This window comes from Lactobacillus sp. (genome assembly GCF_014803895.1).
In genome coordinates, this window is record NZ_JAAVAU010000023.1 from 1 (window position 1) to 19,353 (window position 19,353).

19 protein-coding genes are annotated in these 19,353 nt (G+C 33.6%); 13 read left to right on the forward strand and 6 right to left on the reverse strand.

The annotated features are described in order from the left end of the window. The 4 genes from HDR40_RS06840 to HDR40_RS06855 all read right to left on the reverse strand — a co-directional run. A partial coding sequence (locus HDR40_RS06840) for a transposase (RefSeq protein WP_290627741.1) occupies positions 1-299 on the reverse strand: 299 nt, incomplete at its 3' end. A 181-nt stretch (positions 300-480) separates the two neighbouring features. Beyond that, a complete protein-coding gene (locus tag HDR40_RS06845) occupies positions 481-1,797 on the reverse strand; it encodes a solute carrier family 23 protein (protein ID WP_290627743.1) in 1,317 nt (438 codons plus the stop codon). A gap of 236 nt (positions 1,798-2,033) precedes the next feature. Further along, positions 2,034-3,281 (reverse strand): multidrug efflux MFS transporter, encoded by a 1,248-nt coding sequence (locus HDR40_RS06850; RefSeq protein WP_290628043.1) that lies wholly within the window; start codon positions 3,279-3,281, stop codon positions 2,034-2,036. Between the two features lie 272 nt (positions 3,282-3,553). Continuing rightward, a complete protein-coding gene (locus tag HDR40_RS06855) occupies positions 3,554-4,741 on the reverse strand; it encodes an MFS transporter (RefSeq protein WP_290627745.1) in 1,188 nt (395 codons plus the stop codon). A 119-nt stretch (positions 4,742-4,860) separates the two neighbouring features. Here HDR40_RS06855 and HDR40_RS06860 point away from each other — a divergent pair, with 119 nt between their 5' ends. The 3 genes from HDR40_RS06860 to msrA all read left to right on the forward strand — a co-directional run bounded on the left by HDR40_RS06860 (position 4,861) and on the right by msrA (position 6,367). Continuing rightward, on the forward strand, positions 4,861-5,238 hold the full coding sequence (locus tag HDR40_RS06860; protein WP_290627747.1) for a helix-turn-helix domain-containing protein: 378 nt from the start codon (positions 4,861-4,863) through the stop codon (positions 5,236-5,238). A gap of 160 nt (positions 5,239-5,398) precedes the next feature. Further along, complete coding sequence (gene msrB, locus HDR40_RS06865; RefSeq protein ID WP_290627749.1) at positions 5,399-5,815, forward strand: peptide-methionine (R)-S-oxide reductase MsrB; 417 nt, start codon at positions 5,399-5,401, stop codon at positions 5,813-5,815. Between the two features lie 15 nt (positions 5,816-5,830). Continuing rightward, complete coding sequence (gene msrA / locus HDR40_RS06870) at positions 5,831-6,367, forward strand: peptide-methionine (S)-S-oxide reductase MsrA (RefSeq protein ID WP_290627751.1); 537 nt, start codon at positions 5,831-5,833, stop codon at positions 6,365-6,367. Positions 6,368-6,411: 44 nt separating this feature from the next. Here the strand turns inward: msrA and HDR40_RS06875 are convergent, their stop codons facing one another. Further along, a complete protein-coding gene (locus tag HDR40_RS06875; RefSeq protein WP_290627752.1) occupies positions 6,412-8,169 on the reverse strand; it encodes an ABC transporter ATP-binding protein in 1,758 nt (585 codons plus the stop codon). Positions 8,170-8,247: 78 nt separating this feature from the next. Then, complete coding sequence (locus HDR40_RS06880) at positions 8,248-8,691, reverse strand: MarR family transcriptional regulator (RefSeq protein WP_290627754.1); 444 nt, start codon at positions 8,689-8,691, stop codon at positions 8,248-8,250. A gap of 161 nt (positions 8,692-8,852) precedes the next feature. Here HDR40_RS06880 and HDR40_RS06885 point away from each other — a divergent pair, with 161 nt between their 5' ends. The 10 genes from HDR40_RS06885 to HDR40_RS06930 all read left to right on the forward strand — a co-directional run bounded on the left by HDR40_RS06885 (position 8,853) and on the right by HDR40_RS06930 (position 19,317). Continuing rightward, complete coding sequence (locus HDR40_RS06885; protein WP_290627756.1) at positions 8,853-10,040, forward strand: SLAP domain-containing protein; 1,188 nt, start codon at positions 8,853-8,855, stop codon at positions 10,038-10,040. Between the two features lie 16 nt (positions 10,041-10,056). Further along, a complete protein-coding gene (locus HDR40_RS06890; RefSeq protein WP_290627758.1) occupies positions 10,057-11,241 on the forward strand; it encodes an SLAP domain-containing protein in 1,185 nt (394 codons plus the stop codon). Positions 11,242-11,450: 209 nt separating this feature from the next. Further along, positions 11,451-11,885 (forward strand): helix-turn-helix domain-containing protein, encoded by a 435-nt coding sequence (locus HDR40_RS06895; protein WP_290627760.1) that lies wholly within the window; start codon positions 11,451-11,453, stop codon positions 11,883-11,885. Between the two features lie 3 nt (positions 11,886-11,888). Next, the gene (locus HDR40_RS06900) at positions 11,889-13,622 is read left to right on the forward strand and encodes an ABC transporter ATP-binding protein (RefSeq protein ID WP_290627762.1); all 1,734 of its coding nucleotides are present in this window, start codon (positions 11,889-11,891) and stop codon (positions 13,620-13,622) included. Then, positions 13,615-15,384: an ABC transporter ATP-binding protein gene (locus HDR40_RS06905; RefSeq protein ID WP_290627764.1), complete on the forward strand. Its 1,770-nt coding sequence runs from the start codon at positions 13,615-13,617 to the stop codon at positions 15,382-15,384. The genes HDR40_RS06900 and HDR40_RS06905 overlap by 8 nt, the downstream gene beginning before the upstream one ends. A gap of 82 nt (positions 15,385-15,466) precedes the next feature. Continuing rightward, entirely contained in the window at positions 15,467-16,297 is an 831-nt protein-coding gene (locus tag HDR40_RS06910; RefSeq protein ID WP_290627766.1) for a glutamate ABC transporter substrate-binding protein, read from the forward strand. 153 nt (positions 16,298-16,450) lie between these two features. Beyond that, positions 16,451-17,188 (forward strand): amino acid ABC transporter ATP-binding protein, encoded by a 738-nt coding sequence (locus HDR40_RS06915; RefSeq protein ID WP_290627768.1) that lies wholly within the window; start codon positions 16,451-16,453, stop codon positions 17,186-17,188. A 9-nt stretch (positions 17,189-17,197) separates the two neighbouring features. Beyond that, complete coding sequence (locus HDR40_RS06920; RefSeq protein WP_290627769.1) at positions 17,198-18,013, forward strand: transporter substrate-binding domain-containing protein; 816 nt, start codon at positions 17,198-17,200, stop codon at positions 18,011-18,013. After that, positions 18,010-18,648, forward strand: a complete 639-nt coding sequence (locus HDR40_RS06925; protein ID WP_290627771.1) for an amino acid ABC transporter permease — start codon at positions 18,010-18,012, stop codon at positions 18,646-18,648. Before HDR40_RS06920 ends, HDR40_RS06925 begins: the two co-directional genes overlap by 4 nt. Positions 18,649-18,663: 15 nt before the next feature. Further along, positions 18,664-19,317, forward strand: a complete 654-nt coding sequence (locus HDR40_RS06930; protein ID WP_290627773.1) for an amino acid ABC transporter permease — start codon at positions 18,664-18,666, stop codon at positions 19,315-19,317. The last annotated feature ends 36 nt before the right edge of the window (positions 19,318-19,353 follow it).

Sequence of the window (19,353 nt, forward strand, 5' to 3'; positions counted from 1 at the left end):
TGGGGTCTACCACCTTTATGTTGAAAGAATTTCTTCCAAGAATTATTCAAAGTCTCATTTATAACTTGCAAACTTGAGGAATCACTATTCTTCAAAAATGGAAATTCTAATTTCATCGATGGCAAAAGATAGTTTAACTTATACTTTCCTAGAAATGGCAAGTGATGATTATTTTTATACCTTTCATTCATCATCGCTAACATTTGGTTCCAAACGAATCTATCATTACCAAACATTTGGGCTAATTTATCTTTTTGAATTTGATTGGGATAGAGTCTTAATTTAATTCCAGCTAACATTTTTTCACCTCCTCGTAGCAAAAATTATAGCAAATTCAAAAATATACTAAATAAAATAGAAAATCACCGAAAAAGCTGGTTTCATCTCGGCAATGAATTACCGAGTTTTCACCAGCTCGTAATATTATAAAATTTTGAAATAAAAAAGCATCCTGTCAGGGATGCTTTTTTTAGTAAAAATTTATTTTTTCTTATTTTGCTCTAGTTCTTTTTGATGACTTACTTCGCTAGCTGCATGTTGGGGTAAAATCCAGTTTAAAAGCATTCCCATGATAGTACAAAGGGCAACAGAAGTTAACTGAAAGTTACCAAGTTGAAGATATGCCCCACCAATTCCGATAACTAAGATAACTGAAGCAATCAACATATTTCTTTTTTCATCAAAGTTTATTTTATTATCTACCAAAATTTTCAAGCCACTTGAAGCAATTGTACCAAAAAGAAGAAAAGAGATTCCTCCGATAACTGGCATTGGAATTGAATCGATAATAGCAGCAACTTTCCCGATAAAGGAGAAAATAATTGCAAATACTGCTGCACCAGCTAAAACCCAAACGGAATGAACTTTAGTCATAGCTAAAACACCAATATTTTCACCGTAGGAGGTAGTTGGAGGTCCACCGATAAATCCAGCGATAATTGTTGAAAGACCGTCACCCATTAGAGTTCTATGAAGACCAGGATTTTTAAAGTAATCACGTTTAGTCAGAGAGTTAAGTACCATGATGTGGCCCATATGTTCTGACATGGTCACAAAGGCAATTGGCGCCATTGTTAGAATTGCGGCAGGGTAGAATTTTAATTTGTAAGAAATACCGGGCACATCAAGTGCTGGCCAAGAGAACCAAGCGGCTTTGGCAACTGATGAGAAATCAACAACTCCTAAGAAGCATGAAAGGATGTAACCACATACAATTCCTAAAAGAATGGACACTAGGGATGTAAAGCCTTTGAAGAACATTTGGAAAAATAGGGTAATTGCTAGAGTAAAAATGGCAATTCCAAAAAATTTTAAATCGTATTTGGAATTATTCATCATGGCGTCATTTGCGGCAGTTGTTGCTAATGATAAACCAATAACGATGATCACAGGTCCAACAACAATTGGTGGCAGAACTTTATCCACCCAGGCTGAGCCAATTTTAGCTACGACTAAAGCCACAATTACGTAAACAAGTCCAGCAGCAATCGCACCTTGACCAATTGCGGGATAGCCATCTTGCTTCATTAGGGCTTGCATAGTTGCAACGAATGCAAAACTTGATCCTAAATATGCCGGGATCTTAAATCGAGTCAATACCATGTGCACTAATGTACCGATCCCCGAAGAAAGTAGAGCAATACTTGGACTAATACCAACTAAGATTGGTACTAAAACGGTTGAACCAAACATTGCAAACAAGTGCTGGAGTGCTAATAGAATTCCTTGGCTAGGACCCGGTTTTTCATAAACATCTAAAATAGCATCGGGATTGCGAAAATTATCCTGATTTTTCATAAAAATTCCTTTCTATGGATGACCAAAAGAAAAAGACTATCTGACGATAGAGTCTAAGATAGTCTTCCTGTATTTAGGCTTGCACAAAAAAGAATTGTGTAGCTAACGCAGACTTCCTTCTTAGCCTCACGGGACTAACATTAAAGGTCATCACTTATTTACTTGTCTTATATTTAACAATTTTTTAAAAATGAAGTCAAGTTAAAGCAAGAAATCATGAAAATTAGCAACTTTTGTTAGTTTAAGTTTTTTACAACATTAGCTCTAAATAAAATTAAGTTTATCACCACAATTATAGCAGTAACAATAAAGACCATGCTATAACTAGAAAGTCCAGCAACGGTTGAACCTAAAAGCGGACCGACAATATTCCCAATATACATGGCACTTTGATTCCAAGAAAAGATACGTCCGGTTACTTGTGCTGGAGAATTTTTAGTAAGAAGAGTCTGAACTTGAGGAAAAAGACAGGCATCGGTAAAGCCAACAAGAAAACGTAAAATTCCAAGTTGCCAAGTATTTTGAACAAATGCAGTTAAAAAGAAAAGAATAGTTGCTCCGATAAATCCACCAATAATAATTTTATGAGTTCCGATTTTATCGCCTAAAGCACCAAAACGGGAAGCAGCTAAGAAAGTAGCAATCCCTGGCATGGCTGCGATGACACCTGAGACAAAAACGACGTTACCTTGATTATGCATTAATTGCTGCACGTATAAGGAAACGATAGGGTTGATAGAATTATTAGCTGCCTGAATAATAAGAGTAGTCAATAAAAGTCCAAAAATTAACATGGGTGAGCGTAGGGATGAAATAACTCCCTTAGTACTTTCAAGTTTCTTTTCAGTGATAGGTTTGAAATCATCTTCATGAACAAAAAATAATGATAAGAAGAAAGCAATCAATAATAATGCGCCGGTAATAAAGAAGGTGATTCTGTAACTAAATGCAGAAGCTAAAGCACCACCTACGAATGGTCCTAGTAAGTTACCTGCAGTAAATGCAGAAGCCATTGTTCCTAAAGCCTGACCGGATTTTTCTTTAGGCGTTTCTGTAGCAATTAAGGCATTAGAGTTGGAAACAAATCCAGCAAAAAATCCCTGAGTCATTCTTAGAAAAAACAATTGCCAAACATTTGTAACTAATCCCATAGCAGCTAATACAATTGACATTCCCAAGGATGCTCGTAAAATCATTAATTTACGTCCTTTTTTATCAGCTAGTTTACCCCACCAAGGTGAGACAATTGCAGAAACAAAATAAATTCCTGAAAAAACAAATCCTGACCAAAAGTTTAGTTGTGCATGTGTAAATTTACCTAAAGTATCGATATAAAGTGATAAAAAAGGCATAACTTCTGAAAAGGCAATCCCTGCAATAAAAACTGCAACAGAGAGGACTCTTAAATTTCTTTTCCAAAGTTCAGGTTTTCCTTGTTCACTCATCTTTTCTTCCCTTCGTTTATGACAATTATTTAATAGAATATTTTGTAGGAATATAATCTACATTTTCTATAACGACAGAGATTACTATAAGTCAAACTAGTTTTAAGCACAACTAGTTTTAGCAAAAATAAAAGCACATCTCTAGGTTGGGGAAGAGAGATGTGCTAATGTGTATTTTATTTATCAATGGGGGAAAGTAACAAATAAAGTAAGAGTTTGATTATCTTGCTCTTGACTATAAGAATACACTCGTTTTTTTAAATAACAGTAAGCAATTTTTATAAAAAATAATAAGAAATTATTTAGAAAGTCTAAAGTTTAATGTTTATGCGTCTATTCTCCATTTTTATTTCAAAGTAAATAAGTAAGATGGCTAGAGTTACTAATATCCCAGCAGCGATTGTAGTATGGGCCAGATCAATATTTGAAATAACTTTACCTCCTATAAATGAACCAAGAACTATTCCAAAACTAAAGGAAGAAATATTAAGTGATGATGCTATCTCAACAGCGTCAGGTTGATAACTTTTTGCTAAAGAAAGAACATAAGATTGTAAAACAGGAACACTCATAAATGCAACTAATCCTAAAACTATAATATTGATAATTGCTAAAGTAGCATTAGTCTCAGTAAAAAAGAAGGTAAAGAGAGCAATAGCTTGAATAATAAATATGATAAGTAAAATTTTTATAGGGTTATTATTGCCAAGTTTTCCGCCCAGGCTGTTACCAACTGCAATTGCAATTCCATAAATAACTAAAATAAAGCTAATATAGTTAACTTGAATATGAGTTATTTTTTCTAAAATTGGAGAAAGATAGGTAAATGCTGCAAAAGTTCCACCGTAGCCAAGGATTGTTATTAAAAGCGTAAGTATGATGTGGGGATGGATAACTAACTTTAATTGGGACAATAAGTTAATTTTTTTAAAAGAAGGTTGGGTGATTGGTAATATCATCGTATTGAGAATAAAAGCAATAAATCCTAAAATTGCTATTATAAAGAAGGGAATCCTCCAGCCAAAGTAGACACTAACTGACGTACCAAGTGGAGCACCAATAGCAGTGGCAATTGTGAATCCCGAAAAGATAAAGGCAATTGCACTTGCTTGCTTAGATTCTCCAACTAATTCAGCAGCTATTGTTGAACTAAGCGCAAATAGTAGGCCATGTGCCGATCCAGCAATAAATCGGCCAATTAAGATTGTATTAAAATTAGGTGCAAATGTAATCAAGAGGTGTCCTATTACAAAAATTATTAGGCCACCTGAAATTACTCTTTTTTTGACTAGGTTAACAGTCACTAATGTTAGAATAGGAGCACCTAAAGCAACTCCTAGCGCATAGATAGTAGTAATTAAACCTGCTGTTGAAGTTGAAATATGGAACTCATGTGCTACTGAGGGAAGTACCCCCACACTAATAAACTCTGTCACCCCAACGGCAAAAAATGTAACAGACAGTGCAAATAAAGCAATTTTTATTTTTTTGTTAGACATAAAATACCTCCGTTTAATCAACAAAAATTATTTTATCTATCAAACTAACAAAAAGTAAGTAGGCACTTAAGAGTAATATAGGTACTTGAAAGTAATAATTTGAAAGGAACAAGGTTTTAATGACTAAAAAAATTTATCATCTAGCAGTTGAAGCTACTCTTGATGTAATTGGAGGTAAATGGAAGCCTATTATTCTATGTCATTTAGGAGGTAGTAAGCTACGAAATGGAGAATTGAAGAAATTAATTCCTAATATTTCTCAAAAAGTTTTGACTCAACAATTAAGAGAACTGGAGCATGATGGAATTATAGAACGGAAAGTTTATAATCAAATTCCTCCTAAAGTTGAGTATTATCTAACAAATGAAGGAAAAAGTTTAAGAGATATTTTATTGGCAATGTCTGAATGGGGAGAAAATCGAGTAATTAGAAAGCAACAAGCTGGACAGGATGTAAAAATTTTGGACCATAATATGGATGGATTCAAAAAGATGTAAAAGTTTTATTATTTCTAAGATTTAAGAGCAAGATATAACAAAAAATACTTGCTATTGAACGGATGATAGTCCTCTTTTTTGTAAGCAAAAAAATTGAATATTGGTTAGTGTAAGACTATGGTTAACGTAATTAGAATACCTAGATTAGGGAGGCTTTTAGATGAATGAAAGAAATCTTGATAAATTAACTCCTGAACAATATGAAGTAACTCAACATGGGGCGACTGAAATACCGTTTACTGGTAAGTATGATAATTTTTATCAAAAGGGAATCTACATTGATGTAGTGTCAGGTGAACCACTGTTTTCTAGTGCAGATAAATATGATGCTGGGTGTGGTTGGCCTTCGTTTACCAAACCGATTGAAAAGTTAAAATATCGCCGTGATACTAGTCACAATATGGAAAGAACAGAGGTTAGGAGTCCGCAGGCTAATTCCCATTTAGGACATGTGTTTACTGATGGCCCCCAAGATAAGGGAGGATTAAGATATTGCATCAATTCAGCAGCTTTAGATTTTATTCCTTATGATGAATTAGATGAAAAAGGCTACGGTGAATATAAAAAATTATTTTAGGCAGAGGGTGCGATTATGGTAAAAAGTAAAAAGAGATATGATACCGCAATTTTTGCTGGGGGATGCTTTTGGTGTATGGTGGAGCCTTTTGATACTTTGAAGGGTGTAGAAAAAGTAGTTAGTGGTTATACTGGTGGACATCTTGTTAATCCCACTTATCAAGATGTTTGTACAGGAACGACTGGGCACACTGAAGCGGTTGAAATTACTTATGATCCGGAACAAATGCCGTATAAAAAGTTATTACAATATTACTGGCAAGTAACTGATCCAACGGATGCAATGGGGCAATTTCAAGATCGAGGTGACCAATATCGTCCAATAATTTACTATAATTCTCCTGAACAAAAAATACTTGCTGAGAAATCTAAGCAAGAATTAGAAGCTAGTGGTAGGTTTGACAAACCAATTGTTACTAAAATCGAGCCGGCTCAACCATTTTATCCTGCTGAAGAGTATCATCAACATTTTTATAAAAAAGATCCGTTTCGGTATGCAATTGAAGAATCAGGTGGACGGGCTGAATTTATAAAAAAATATTGGAAAAATTAATTATAAAAAACGTTAAGGAATTAAAATTATTCCTTAACGTTTTTTTACTCTTTAAATTGATTTTTTACATATTCGGCATAAAGAGGAGTTGACTTGATTAATTCTTGATGAGTACCAGAGCCTGAAACGGTTCCATGGTCAATAAAATAAATTTTATCTGCGTCAACTATAGTTGAAAGACGGTGAGCAATTACTAAAGTCATTCTATTTTTCATTAAATCAGTTAAAGCTTTTTGGACCATTGCTTCAGATTCGGAATCAAGACTAGCTGTTGCTTCATCAAGCATTAGTATTTTTGGATTACGTAAAAATGCTCGAGCAATAGCAATACGCTGTCTTTGACCACCAGAAAGTTTAATACCGCGTTCACCAATTTGAGTATCAAGTCCATCCTCCATTTCTTTAACAAATTTATCAGCATAAGCCATTTTAAGAACATGCCATAATTCATCATCAGTAAACTCTTTATCGAGACCATAGATTAAATTTTCACGTATACTTCCTGGCATTACAGCTGAATTTTGCCCAACAAGACCGATTTGTTTACGCCAGTACGCTAAATCAATATTTTCAATGTTTTCATCACCAATTTTAATTTTACCGGAAGTAGGTTTGTAGAAACGTTCGATTAACGAGAAGATAGTAGATTTGCCGCCGCCAGATGGACCAGCAAATGCAACAATGGTATTGGGCTTTGCTGTAACATTAACATTGTGTAAGATTTGCTTACCATCTTCGTAAGAAAAGTTGATGTGATTTAAAGTCAATTCTTGACTAGAAAGATCATCAGTTTTGTTATCTTGAGAAAATTCCTCAGGCTCGTCAAGTATTTGCTTAATTCTTTGCGTAGAGCCGCTAGTTTTTGATAACTCGGTGAAGAACTGACTAATAATCAAAACAGGTGACATAATTTGGAAAAGATACATTAAAAATGAAATTAGTGCCCCCATAGTTAAGCTGCCGTTCATAACTCTTATAGCACCGTAGCCTAAAATTCCTAAGAAAAGGATCATCATTAACATATTAGTTAATGGTTGAGTTAAAGAGTTGATTAAGGCTTCTTTTTTTCCAATGTTGAACAAGGAATTGATTCTATAGTATCCCGTATTTAATTCTTTGTTTTCAGCATTTGAAGATTTGACTAATCGAATTTCACTCAGTGTACTTGTTGAGTCACTGGAAAAATTAGCTAATTCATCTTGACGTTTTCTACCAATGCTTCGTGACTGACGCATAATAGGGAGCATTGCCAGTAAGACTATCGGAACAGCAATAAACATAATTAAAGTCATTTGCCAATCCATTGTAAGCATAATGACGAGTGCCCCAAAGAATTGAAGTAAACTGGTCATGGCGTTGGGTAAGGTATTGGCAAGTAAGTTTTTAACTTGTGAAGTATCGTTAACTAATCTAGAAGAAATTTCACCAGTCTTAGTATTATCAAAATAGGAGACAGGTAGATGAAGTAACTTTTGCCATAATTTTTTTCTTAAATTGGCAACAACATTTTCTCCAAAAATACCTAAAATTAAACCTGATAAAGCGCTAATTAATAATCCACCAATAAAAACAATAATTGCAATAACTATTAAAGTAGAACTAATATTTTTGAAATTATTGATTAATTTTTGAGCTAGCTGGGGAACAAATAGGTTAGCGGCTGTAGCAATGAGTCCTAAAATTGTCCCTAAAATTAGTTGCCAATAGTGCGGATGAGTTTGACCAACTAAATTAAAAAAGCTAGAGAACTTAAATTTCTCTTTTGAATTTTCAACAGATGAAAATGATCTTGGTCTATCCATTTTGTAACCTCCAAATAACAATTAGATATCTAACTAATTAGTTGATGGATAACATTAAAACAGATAGATATCTAACTGTCAACTATTTATTTTTTCTAAATAGTCATTTAAATCAGAGAGTAGGTTAGTCAATTGTTCGATTATGTCTGTAGGAAGATCGTGAGTAATTTTTTCAGCAGTAATTTTGAAAACTTTATAGACTTCGTTTACTTTTTCTGCTCCTTTTTCTGTAATGTAGATACGTTTAATACGAGCAGAATTCGGATCACTCTTTCTAATAATAAGGCCATCGCGTTCCAAGTTTTTGACCATATTAGCAATACTAGCTCCACGTAAATGAAAATTATCAGCTAATTCACGTTGAATAATTCCAGGGTTTCGCTTAATAAAACCAAGTGTGCGTGCTTGTTGTGGAGTAAGATGTAAAGAAGCTGTACTTTCGGCAAACAAACGTTGAGAATTTTTCATATAAAGGCGTAATTGTTGATTCATTTGATCAAATTTTTGAGATTTAGTTGTCATGATTTTTCTCCTTGATTGTTAGGTATCTAATAATTGAAATTATAGCTTACTAATTTAGGACTGACAACAAATAATAATTTGTAGTAGGTTAAAAGATAGCTCTTATAAAAATAACCGAGTAAAATTAAGTTAGTATAATTGATATTATCGAGGTTAGGAAAATGAAATTTAACAAAAAATTTTTAGCAGCGTCTGCAGCTGCGTTATTAGCAATCAGCCCTAGCGTGTTGGGATTGGTGGAGAACAATATTGTAACTGTCCAAGCTGCAACTAAATCAACTTCAACTCAAGAAGGAACAATTAAGTTAGTTAGCGGAATTAGTAGTGAAAATTTTCCAGTTTATGACAAAAATGGCAAAAAGATTTCTAGTTCTACTTTTAAGGTAGACCCAGGTACAACCATCAAGACTTATGGCGACCCTGTAATTATCAAGGGGCAAAAATACTATAGCCAACAATTTCCAACTTTAACGATTATTAAGGATACACGTTATGTATGGCTCGGCGATAATGGCTACATTAAAGCCAAAAATATGGGTACAAGTAACGAAAAAACTGGTGTCATTGGTATTTCACGCAATTCTTATGTTTACGATAAGAATGGCAAGAGATTGAGCACTTATCGCGGAGGCAAAGCTTATATCAAAGCAGGTACTAAGATTACTTCTAAAGAAAGCAGAGTATATTACTTGCCACAAACTTATTTCAACATTGGTGATGGTCACTACATTCGTGCTAGTTATGTAACCGAATATAACGGTAAGAGTTTGTTAGGTTTGAATCATAACTCTTACGTTTACGACAAAAATGGTAAGCGTCTTAAGAACTATAACGGTCAAAAGAATGTTGTTTTGAAGGCTAACGGTATTGTCAGCTACTCTGGCACAATAAAGGATGCTACAGATAGCTCATTGTATTACTTCTATAGTGATAATGATGAAAAGACGGTTAAGACCTTAACTACCAAGACAATTAAAGGCCAAGAATACTATGCAATTGGTAATGGTGGCTACATCAAGGTAGCTAATGTAAATATGATCAATGGTCGAACAATTTTTACTACTAAATCAACTTATGTAACTCTTAAGTCTGATACTTATGGCTACGACGAAAACTTTAAGCAAAATAAAGTTGTCTATAAACGTGGTCAAAAGGTCAAGATTTCTAAATCAGTAATTGATACTAGTGGTGAAGATCCACAATTGTACTTCCAAGTTGCTGGTAAGAAGAACAAATTGATCTACTGGGGCGATTATGGTGAATATCCAGGCGCAAGTGCTACTTATGATCCAAACTTCAATGCAATTTATAGTGCAGTCCCAAGAGAATTTTTATTAACTAGAAATTAATTTCTGAGGTTGAAAAATGAAGTTTAACAAGAAAATTGCAGCAGTTTCAATTGCTGCTTTGTTAACAGTAAGTCCCAGTGTTTTAGGTTTAGTAGAAAATAATATTACTGTTCAAGCAGCAACTAAATCTAGCGAAAAGCAAGTAAATACAATTAAATTAACGAATAACCTTAATGGTGTAAGTATTCCTGTTTATGATAAAAATGGAAAGAAAATTTCAAAGCCCACTACTAAATTAGAAGTTGGTAAAACGATTAAGATTATCGGTGAACCCGTCCTTCTTAATGGTGAGAAATATTATAGTGGATGGTTCCCATCTGTAGCCATTATCAAAGAAAACACCTATGTTTGGTTAGGCGATAATGGTTACATCAAATCTAGAAATATGGGCACTAGTAATGAAAAAACTGGTGTAATTACTATTTCACGTAATTCCTATGTTTATGATAAAAATGGCCAAAGATTGAAGACTTATCGTGGTGGAAAGGCCTATATTAAAGCTGGGACTAAGATTACTTCTAAGCAAAAGCGAACTTACTATATTCCTCAAACTTACTTTGAAGTTGGGAAAGGCGAATATGTTCGTGCTGCTTATGTGACTGAATATAATGGTAAAGGTTTGTTGGGATTAAGTCATAATTCTTATATTTATGATAAGAATGGTAAACGATTAAATAATTTTAATGGTCAAAAGAATGTGGTTTTAAAAGCTGGTAGTATTGTTAGCTATACTGGCAAGATAACTAATGCAACGAATAGTTCATCATATTATTTCTACAATACTAGTGACGACGGGACTGCTAAAACTTCAACTATCAAAACCATTAAAGGCCAAGAATACTATGCAATTGGTAATGGTGGTTATATTAAAGCAGCTAACGTTAATACGATTAACGGACATGTAATGTATACTAATAAGCCAACTTATGTAACTTTAGAAACAGATGTATATGGCTATGATGAAAACTTCAAGCAAAATAAAACTGTTTACAAGCGTGGTCAAAAAGTAAAAGTGTCTAAGTCAGTCATTGATAGAAGTGGCGAAGATCCCCAATTATACTTCCAAGTTTCAGGTAAGAAAAACCAACTAATCTACTGGGGTGACTATGGTGAATATCCTGGAGTAGGTTTAGATACAATTTACGATCCAAATAGTAATTATCAAATAATTCCCAGAGAATTCTTGTTGAATAGAAATTAAAAAATAACCTAGGTACAAGTAAGAGTACCTGGGTTATTTTTGTTTTATCTTATTTTTCTAATTTATTGATTAATTTAACAAGAACACAACAGTTGTCAAAGCTATTCATTTGAGTGTATTTTTGATTCTCAATTTGACAATTAGTCCACTTGTATACTAATATTATAAAAGTACACAGGTAGACTATTTTTAGAAAGGCTAGAACAATCATGGAAGTAAGTGACACAGAAGAATTAAATTTAGCAATAATTCGCGGGAATAAGGCTTATGACTATTGGTCTGAAAAAGCTAACCTTTCGAATTATTTATCAGTCATCCTTTATGAGTTATTAATTCGTCCAAAATTATCTCAAAAAGAACTGACTAAATTGTCTGATTTACCTAAACAATCAATTAATAAGGGAATTCATCTTTTATATGAGCAAGGTTTCATTAATTTGACGCCGTCTGAGAAAGATAATCGTGTTAAATATTGTGAACTAACCGCAGAAGGGAAAGATTATGCTAAGCGCGTGATGACTCCATTAATGGAATTGGAAGAAAAAACCGCTGAAAAGATGGGCAAAGAAAAAATGGAACAATTAACACTTTTGATGACTGAATGGAGCGATACTTTTTGGAAATTAATGAAAGAAAGGAAGTAATGGATGAAGATTTTAGTACCGCATTTAAAAAATTATAAAAAAGAAATTGTTGGTGCGATAGTCTCCGTTTTGATTTCTGCATTTGCGACCTTATGGCAACCACGCTTACTTGAAGATATTCAAAAAGCTATTTTGGCTGATAAGCATAATAGTATTTTGCGTGATGGTATTGGCTTAGTAGTTCTAGCTATCTTGGCTATTGGAGCGGGGATTTTTAATATTTATTTTGCTGCTAAGCTCGCGCAAGGTGTGACTTCAGATTTACGTGAACAAACTTATGCTAAAATTCAAAGTTTTTCATTTGGCAATATTGAAAAATTTTCTAGCGGTTCATTAGTGGTACGTTTAATTAACGACATGAACCAAATCATGAATATGATTATTATTTTCTTCATGCAGTTATTACGATTGCCTCTTATTCTGGGCGGTTCATTAGTTTTAGCGATTGTAACTATTCCTCGTTATTGGTGGGCTCCAATTGTTATGCTGGTAGGAATGGTTGTTGTAGGCTATTTTGTTTTAAAAAGAATGAATAGCCTTTTTGATAAAATGCAGAAATATATGGATCGTATCTCAACTAGCGTTAAAGAGGACCTCCAGGGTATGCGGGTTGTGAAGTCATTTAACCAAGAAAGTAGTGAAATTAATAAATTTAATCATACTTCTGATAAGTTAAATGATGTTAATATTCAGATTGGTTACTGGTTCTCAGCAATCATGCCCGCTTTTATGTTGATTGCTTATATCATTATTTCCCTGGTTATATTTTTAGTTGGGAAAAGCATCATGGCTCATCCAAGTGATGTAGCAGTGGTGTCGCCATATGTTTCCTATATTTTGACTTTATTATTTGCCATTTTAAATGGTGGAATGATGATGATGAGTTTTTCTCGTGGGATGATTTCTTTAGGACGTATCAAGGAAGTATTGGATACAGAACCTGATGTTAAATTTGTAAAAAGTGATTCCGACAAGCCAGTAAAAGGCAGCATTGAGTTTGACCACGTATCTTTTACTTACCCGGGAAATAATCAACCAACTTTAACGGATATTTCTTTTAAGGCTGAACCTGGACAAATGGTTGGTATAGTTGGGGCGACAGGATCTGGTAAGAGTACCTTAGCTCAACTAATCCCTCGTTTATATGATCCAACTACAGGTACAATCAAGATTGGCGGTAAAAATTTAAAAGATATTGGTGAAAAGTCACTGAGAAAGACTGTTTCAATGGTCTTACAAAAAGCAATTCTATTTTCAGGTACGATTGCTTCTAATCTCCGTCAAGGTAAAGAAGATGCGACTAATTATGAACTAAAACGTGCTTCTGAGATAGCACAAGCTCAAGAATTCGTTGGTCAATATCCTGATGAGTTTGATCATGAAGTTGAAGAGAGATCAGCAAACTTTTCTGGTGGTCAAAAGCAGCGACTTTCAATTGCGCGTGGAGTTATTAGTCAACCGCCAATTTTGATTTTAGATGATTCGACTTCAGCTTTGGATGCTAAGTCAGAAAAGTTAGTTCAAGAAGCACTAGAGCATGATCTAAAAGAAACGACAACGATGATTATTGCGGAAAAAATCGTTTCAGTGATGCATGCAGATAAAATTTTAGTTCTAGATGATGGAAAATTAGTCGCTCAAGGAACTCATGAAGAGTTATTGAAAACTTCACCGATTTATCAAGATATTTATAAGACTCAAAAGGCTAAAGAAAACAGAGGTGAATTGAATGACTGATACTAAAAAAGCATTGGCCTATTTTGCTCGCTATCTGAAAAAATACTGGAAAGGCATCACAATTGTGATTGTGTTATCACTTGTTTCAACTCTTTCGCAAGTGATTGGACCACTATTTTTAGGTAATGCAGTACGTGACTTAACCAATGCTGTGACTCACTTAGGTAGTGGTAATTATTCGTTAAATAAGTTCTATAGTGCGTTAGCTTACATGTTAGGTTCCTACGCGTTAGGAATAATTGCAATATTTATTGCTTGGATGGTAATGTCCAAATTTAACGCTGATGCAACTAATGATATGCGTGAAAATTTGTTTTCTAAGTTTCAAAGAATGCTAATTCGATATTTTGACACCCATCAAGATGGTAAGTTGTTGTCACTATTTAACTCAGATTTAGATAATATTTTTAACGCTATGAATAACGCCGTCTTTGAAGTGATTTCTCAGGGTACTTTATTTATTGGAACAATCATCATGATGTTTGTGATTAATGTGAAGATGGCTTTTTTCACGGTAGTTACGACGCCATTTATCATAATTATTAGTTTGATTATTATGAAAAAAGCGCGCTTTTACCTAGATAAGCAACAAGATAAAATCGGTGATTTGAATGGTTATGTCAATGAGCAGATCAATGGGCAAAAAGTAATAATTACTAATGGTTTGCAAAAAGAATCAGTTGCTGTTTTTAGAAAGTATAACAATAGTGTTCGTAGGACTATGTTCAAAGGGCAATTTTATTCGGGGATGCTTTTTCCATTACTTCAAGGATTATCACTTTTGAATTTGGCAATTGTAATTGCTGGGGGAGCTTGGTTAATTATGAGCGGCCAAGTTTCTAGTGCTGTAGGCTTAGGATTGATTGTTGCCTTTGTAGAATATTCTCAAACTTATTTCCAACCGTTGACCCAATTAACTTCAATTTATTCAATGATCCAATTAGCTTTAACTGGTGGTAAGAGATTAGCTAAAGTTGAAGAACAAGATGAAGAAGACACTGTACCTAACGGTAAGGTTTTAAAAGGGATTGAAAAAGGCGTTAAACTTGAAGATGTTCATTTTGGTTATGTCCCTGGAAAAGAAGTCTTGCATGGCGTAAGTATTGACGTTGATAGAGAAAAATCAGTTGCTGTAGTTGGTCCAACGGGTTCTGGGAAAACAACAATCATGAACTTGGTTAATCGGTTTTATGATGTAAATTCAGGAAGAATAACTTTTGATGATGTAGATATCAGAGATATTACTTTAGAATCACTTCGAAATAATGTTGGTATTGTTTTGCAAGAATCAGTTTTATTTACTGGAACGATCGAAGATAATATCAAATATGGTAAGCCTAATGCTAGTCGCGAGGAAGTAATTGCTGCCGCTAAGGAAGCAAATATTCATGATTTTATTATGACTTTGCCTGATGGATATGATACGCATGTGTCAGAAGAAAATTCGATTTTTTCAACTGGTCAAAAACAGTTAATTTCAATTGCACGAACAATTTTGATTGATCCAGAATTTTTAATTTTAGATGAGGCTACTTCTAATGTGGATACTGTTACTGAAGAAAAGATTCAAAGAGCAATGGATGCAGTTATTGCAGGAAGAACAAGTTTTATCATTGCCCATAGATTGAAGACAATTTTAAATTCAGATAAAATTGTTGTATTGAAAGATGGAAATGTGATTGAAGAGGGTAATCATCAACAACTTTTGAAGAAAAAGGGCTTTTATTATGGACTTTATACTAATCAAATGGCATTTGAATAATTAGTGAGCGTTATAAGTGCTATAACTATATTAAGGAAGTTCATTTAATTGTTATAACTAAAAATACTGCGGAGGTGGAGTAATGCCGAGAAAAAAAGTCAAAGCATTTTTATTAGTTTTAATTGGTTTGTTTTTCTTTACTCTCACAGCTTGTGGTAAAGCAAGTAATCGAAATGCGTATGAAGAAATTAAACAATCTAAAAAAATTGTTTGGGGTGTAAAAGCCGATACTCGTTTATTTGGTTTAATGAGTATTAAAACAGGTAAAATTGAAGGCTTTGAAATTGATTTAGCTAATGCATTAACGAAAGAAATTTTAGGAAAAAATGGTCAGGCTGATTTTGTTCAAACAACTACTAAATCAAAAATTCCATTACTAAAAAATGGTAATATTGATGCAGTTCTAGCAGCAATGACTATTACACCAGAACGAAAAAAAGAAGTGTTGTTTACAAATCCATACTTTAATGCTGGTCAGTCGCTCTTAGTACATAAAAATTCTAAAATTAAGTCAATCAAAGACTTAAATAAAAAGGGAATGGTTGTTTTGGCTGTTAAAGGAACAACTGCTGTAGCCAATATTAAAAAGTTTGCACCAAAAGCTAAGACGCTTGAGTATGATGATTATGGTCAAGCTTTTACGGCATTAAAGGCTCATCAAGGTGAAGCTCTAACTACGGATAGTGGTATTTTGGCTGGTCTAGCTAAAGAAAGCAAAGGTTATAAGTTAGTTGGTGGAAACTTTACTAGTGATCCGTATGGAATTGCCGTTAATAAAGGGCAAACAAAATTTGCTTCTGCATTAAATAAAGCTTTAACTCGTTTGAGAAAAAATGGTACTTATAATAAACTTGTGAAAAAATGGTTTGGTAATATTCCAGGTTTTGATGTTAAATACGCCGAAAAGGAATAATAAAAAGGGAACATTTATTTCTTAACTGAAGAAATTTGTTCCTTTTTTAATTAAAATCTCAAACTTATTGTATTAATTTCATGATTTTTAAAGCCAAAATGTTAAACATAGGGTAAAATAGGAAACGTGAAAACAAAAGAGAGGGGAATAAGCATGGCTGCGATTATTGAATTTAAAGATGTTAATAAATATTATGGAAAACTTCATGCTTTAAAAAATATTAACTTGTCCATTGAAGAAGGACAAGTTGTAAGTATTATTGGGCCATCCGGTTCAGGTAAAAGTACTTTAATTAGAACAATGAATGGACTTGAAAAGATTAATTCAGGTCAACTAATTGTTACTGGATATGATATTGCTGATAAGAAGACTGATTTGAATAAAATTCGCAAGAATGTTGGTATGGTATTCCAGCACTTTAATTTATATGAAAATCACACTGTGCTTGAAAATATTACCTTAGCTCCTAAAATTGTCTTACATCGTGATGATAAAGAAAATCATCAAATTGCAATGGATCTTTTAAAAAAGGTAGGATTATCTGATAAAGCTGATTATTATCCACGCCAACTTTCTGGTGGTCAAAAGCAACGTGTAGCAATTGCAAGGTCACTTGCTATGAAACCAAAGGCAATTTTATTTGATGAACCAACTAGTGCACTTGATCCTGAAATGATTCAAGATGTATTGAACGTCATGAAGCTTGTTGCTGAGGAAGGATTAACTATGGTTGTTGTGACTCATGAAATGGGTTTTGCACGTGAAGTTGGTGATCGGGTGATCTTCTTTGATAAAGGTGAAGTTATTGAAGACGAAAATCCTGATGAATTTTTTGATCATCCAAAAAGTGAACGAGCACGTCAATTCTTAAGTAAAGTTATTACTGACTAGGTGGTTACTATGAAAAAATATCGTAGGATTTTGCTAGTGCCGCTAGTTTTAGCATTAATTCTTACTTTAGCGGGATGTGGAAAGAAGAGTTCTAAAAATGTGTATCAAGAAGTCAAGCAATCTAAGACAATTGTTTGGGGCGTACGAGCAGATACACGTTTATTTGGGTTAATGAGTGTTAATAACGGTCAAATTGAAGGCTTTGAGATTGATTTAGCAAAGGCTTTAACCAAACAGATGTTAGGTAAAAATGCAAAAGCTAAGTTTGTTCAGACTACTCCTAAGACAAGAATTCCACTTTTAAAAAATGGTAACATTGATGCTATTTTAGCTACAATGACAATTACACCAGAGCGTGCAAAGCAAGTAGATTTTACTGAATCTTATTTTCCATCAGGTCAGTCACTTTTAGTGCCAGATAATTCAAAAATAAAAAGTGTAAAAGATTTAAATGGAAAAACCGTTTTAGCAGTTAAAGGAACTACAGCGGTTGATAATATCGCCAAGTTTGCTCCAAAAGCCAAAGTTCTTGAATATGATGATTATGGTCAAGCTTTTACTGCTTTAAAAGCAGGTCAAGGTCAAGCAATGACTACAGATAATGGTGTTTTAGCAGGCATTGCTAATGAGAATCATGGCTATAAGCTTGTTGGCGGAACATTTACTAAAGAACCATATGGGATCGCTGTAAATAAAGGTCAAACAGAGATGCTTAAGAAAATCAATCAGGCTTTAGCACAAATTAAGAAAAATGGTACGTATCATAAGCTTATACAAAAATGGTTTGGTGGAGTACCAGGTTTTAAGGAGGTTGAAAATGAATGATAGGGATTTTAACTAGTCACTGGTCTGAATTCATTACTGGGTTTGGAAATACAATTTTATGTAGTTTAATTGCCTTATTTTTTAGTTTAGTTTTGGGGATTGGCTTTGCATTATTGGAAGTTTCTCCAATTAAATTTTTGCGCGTAATTGCTAAGATTTATATTGAACTGTTTCGTAATATTCCGTTACTAGTTATTACAATGGTATTTTACCTAGTTATTCCGCAATTTTTCTTTAAAATTTCTGGATTTGTTGCCGGTACAATTGGTTTGAGCTTATATACATCAGCTTTTATTGCTGAAAATATTCGTGCCGGCATTAACTCCGTTGGTGAAGGACAAATGGAAGGGGCTCTCTCCAATGGTATGACTTATACCCAAGCAATGAGATACGTTGTTTTGCCTCAAGCTATGAAAATTGTCATTCCACCATTAGGTAACCAATTTGTTAACTTGATAAAAAATTCATCAGTTTTAGCCTTTGTTGCTGGATTTGATTTAATGTATCAAGCTGATGTGGTAGCATTATCTTCCTTCCAAACAATTAATACGTATATAATTGTTGGGGTATTTTATTTGATTTTGACTTTGCCACTTAGTTACTATATGCGTTATCTTGAAAAGAAATTGAATTAGAAGGAGGAAGAATAGATGGGAAATTTTGCTCAAGCATATTCATGGGTTGATATTCGCTTCCTCTTACAAGGACTTTGGGTGACAATCTATGTGTCTTTGATTTCAATTGCTTTAAGTTTTGTAGTTGGACTAGTCTTTGGTTTTATTAGAAATATGAAAATCAAGTATGTCTCTGCCATTGTTGGTTTTTGTATTGATATTATCAGAAATTTACCATTGCTTTTGATTATCTTCTTTACTTATTTTGGTTTACCAGAATTAGGAATAGTTACTAATCCAACAGTTGCTTCAATTATTGCCCTGGTAGTATTTGAAGGTGCCATGTTAGCAGAAATTGTTCGTAGTGGGATCAATGCTGTGCCAAAAGGCCAAATGGAAGGTGCTCGTTCAAATGGTATGACTTACATGCAAGCTATGATTCATGTTATCTTACCACAAGCACTTCACAAGATGATTCCTGCCTTATTATCACAATTTGTCTCATTAATTAAGGATACTTCTTTGGCTACAATTATCGTTTTACCGGAATTGTTGTTCCATGCGCAAATTATTTATAGTCAAAATTCAACCTACTTGATTCCAATGTACTTAATAATTTCTGTAATGTATTTTGTAGTATGTTTTTCACTTTCTATGGTAGCAAGTCATCTACAAAAGAAATTTAATTAATTATTAAATAAAAAGAGACCCAGTTATGTTTTTCAT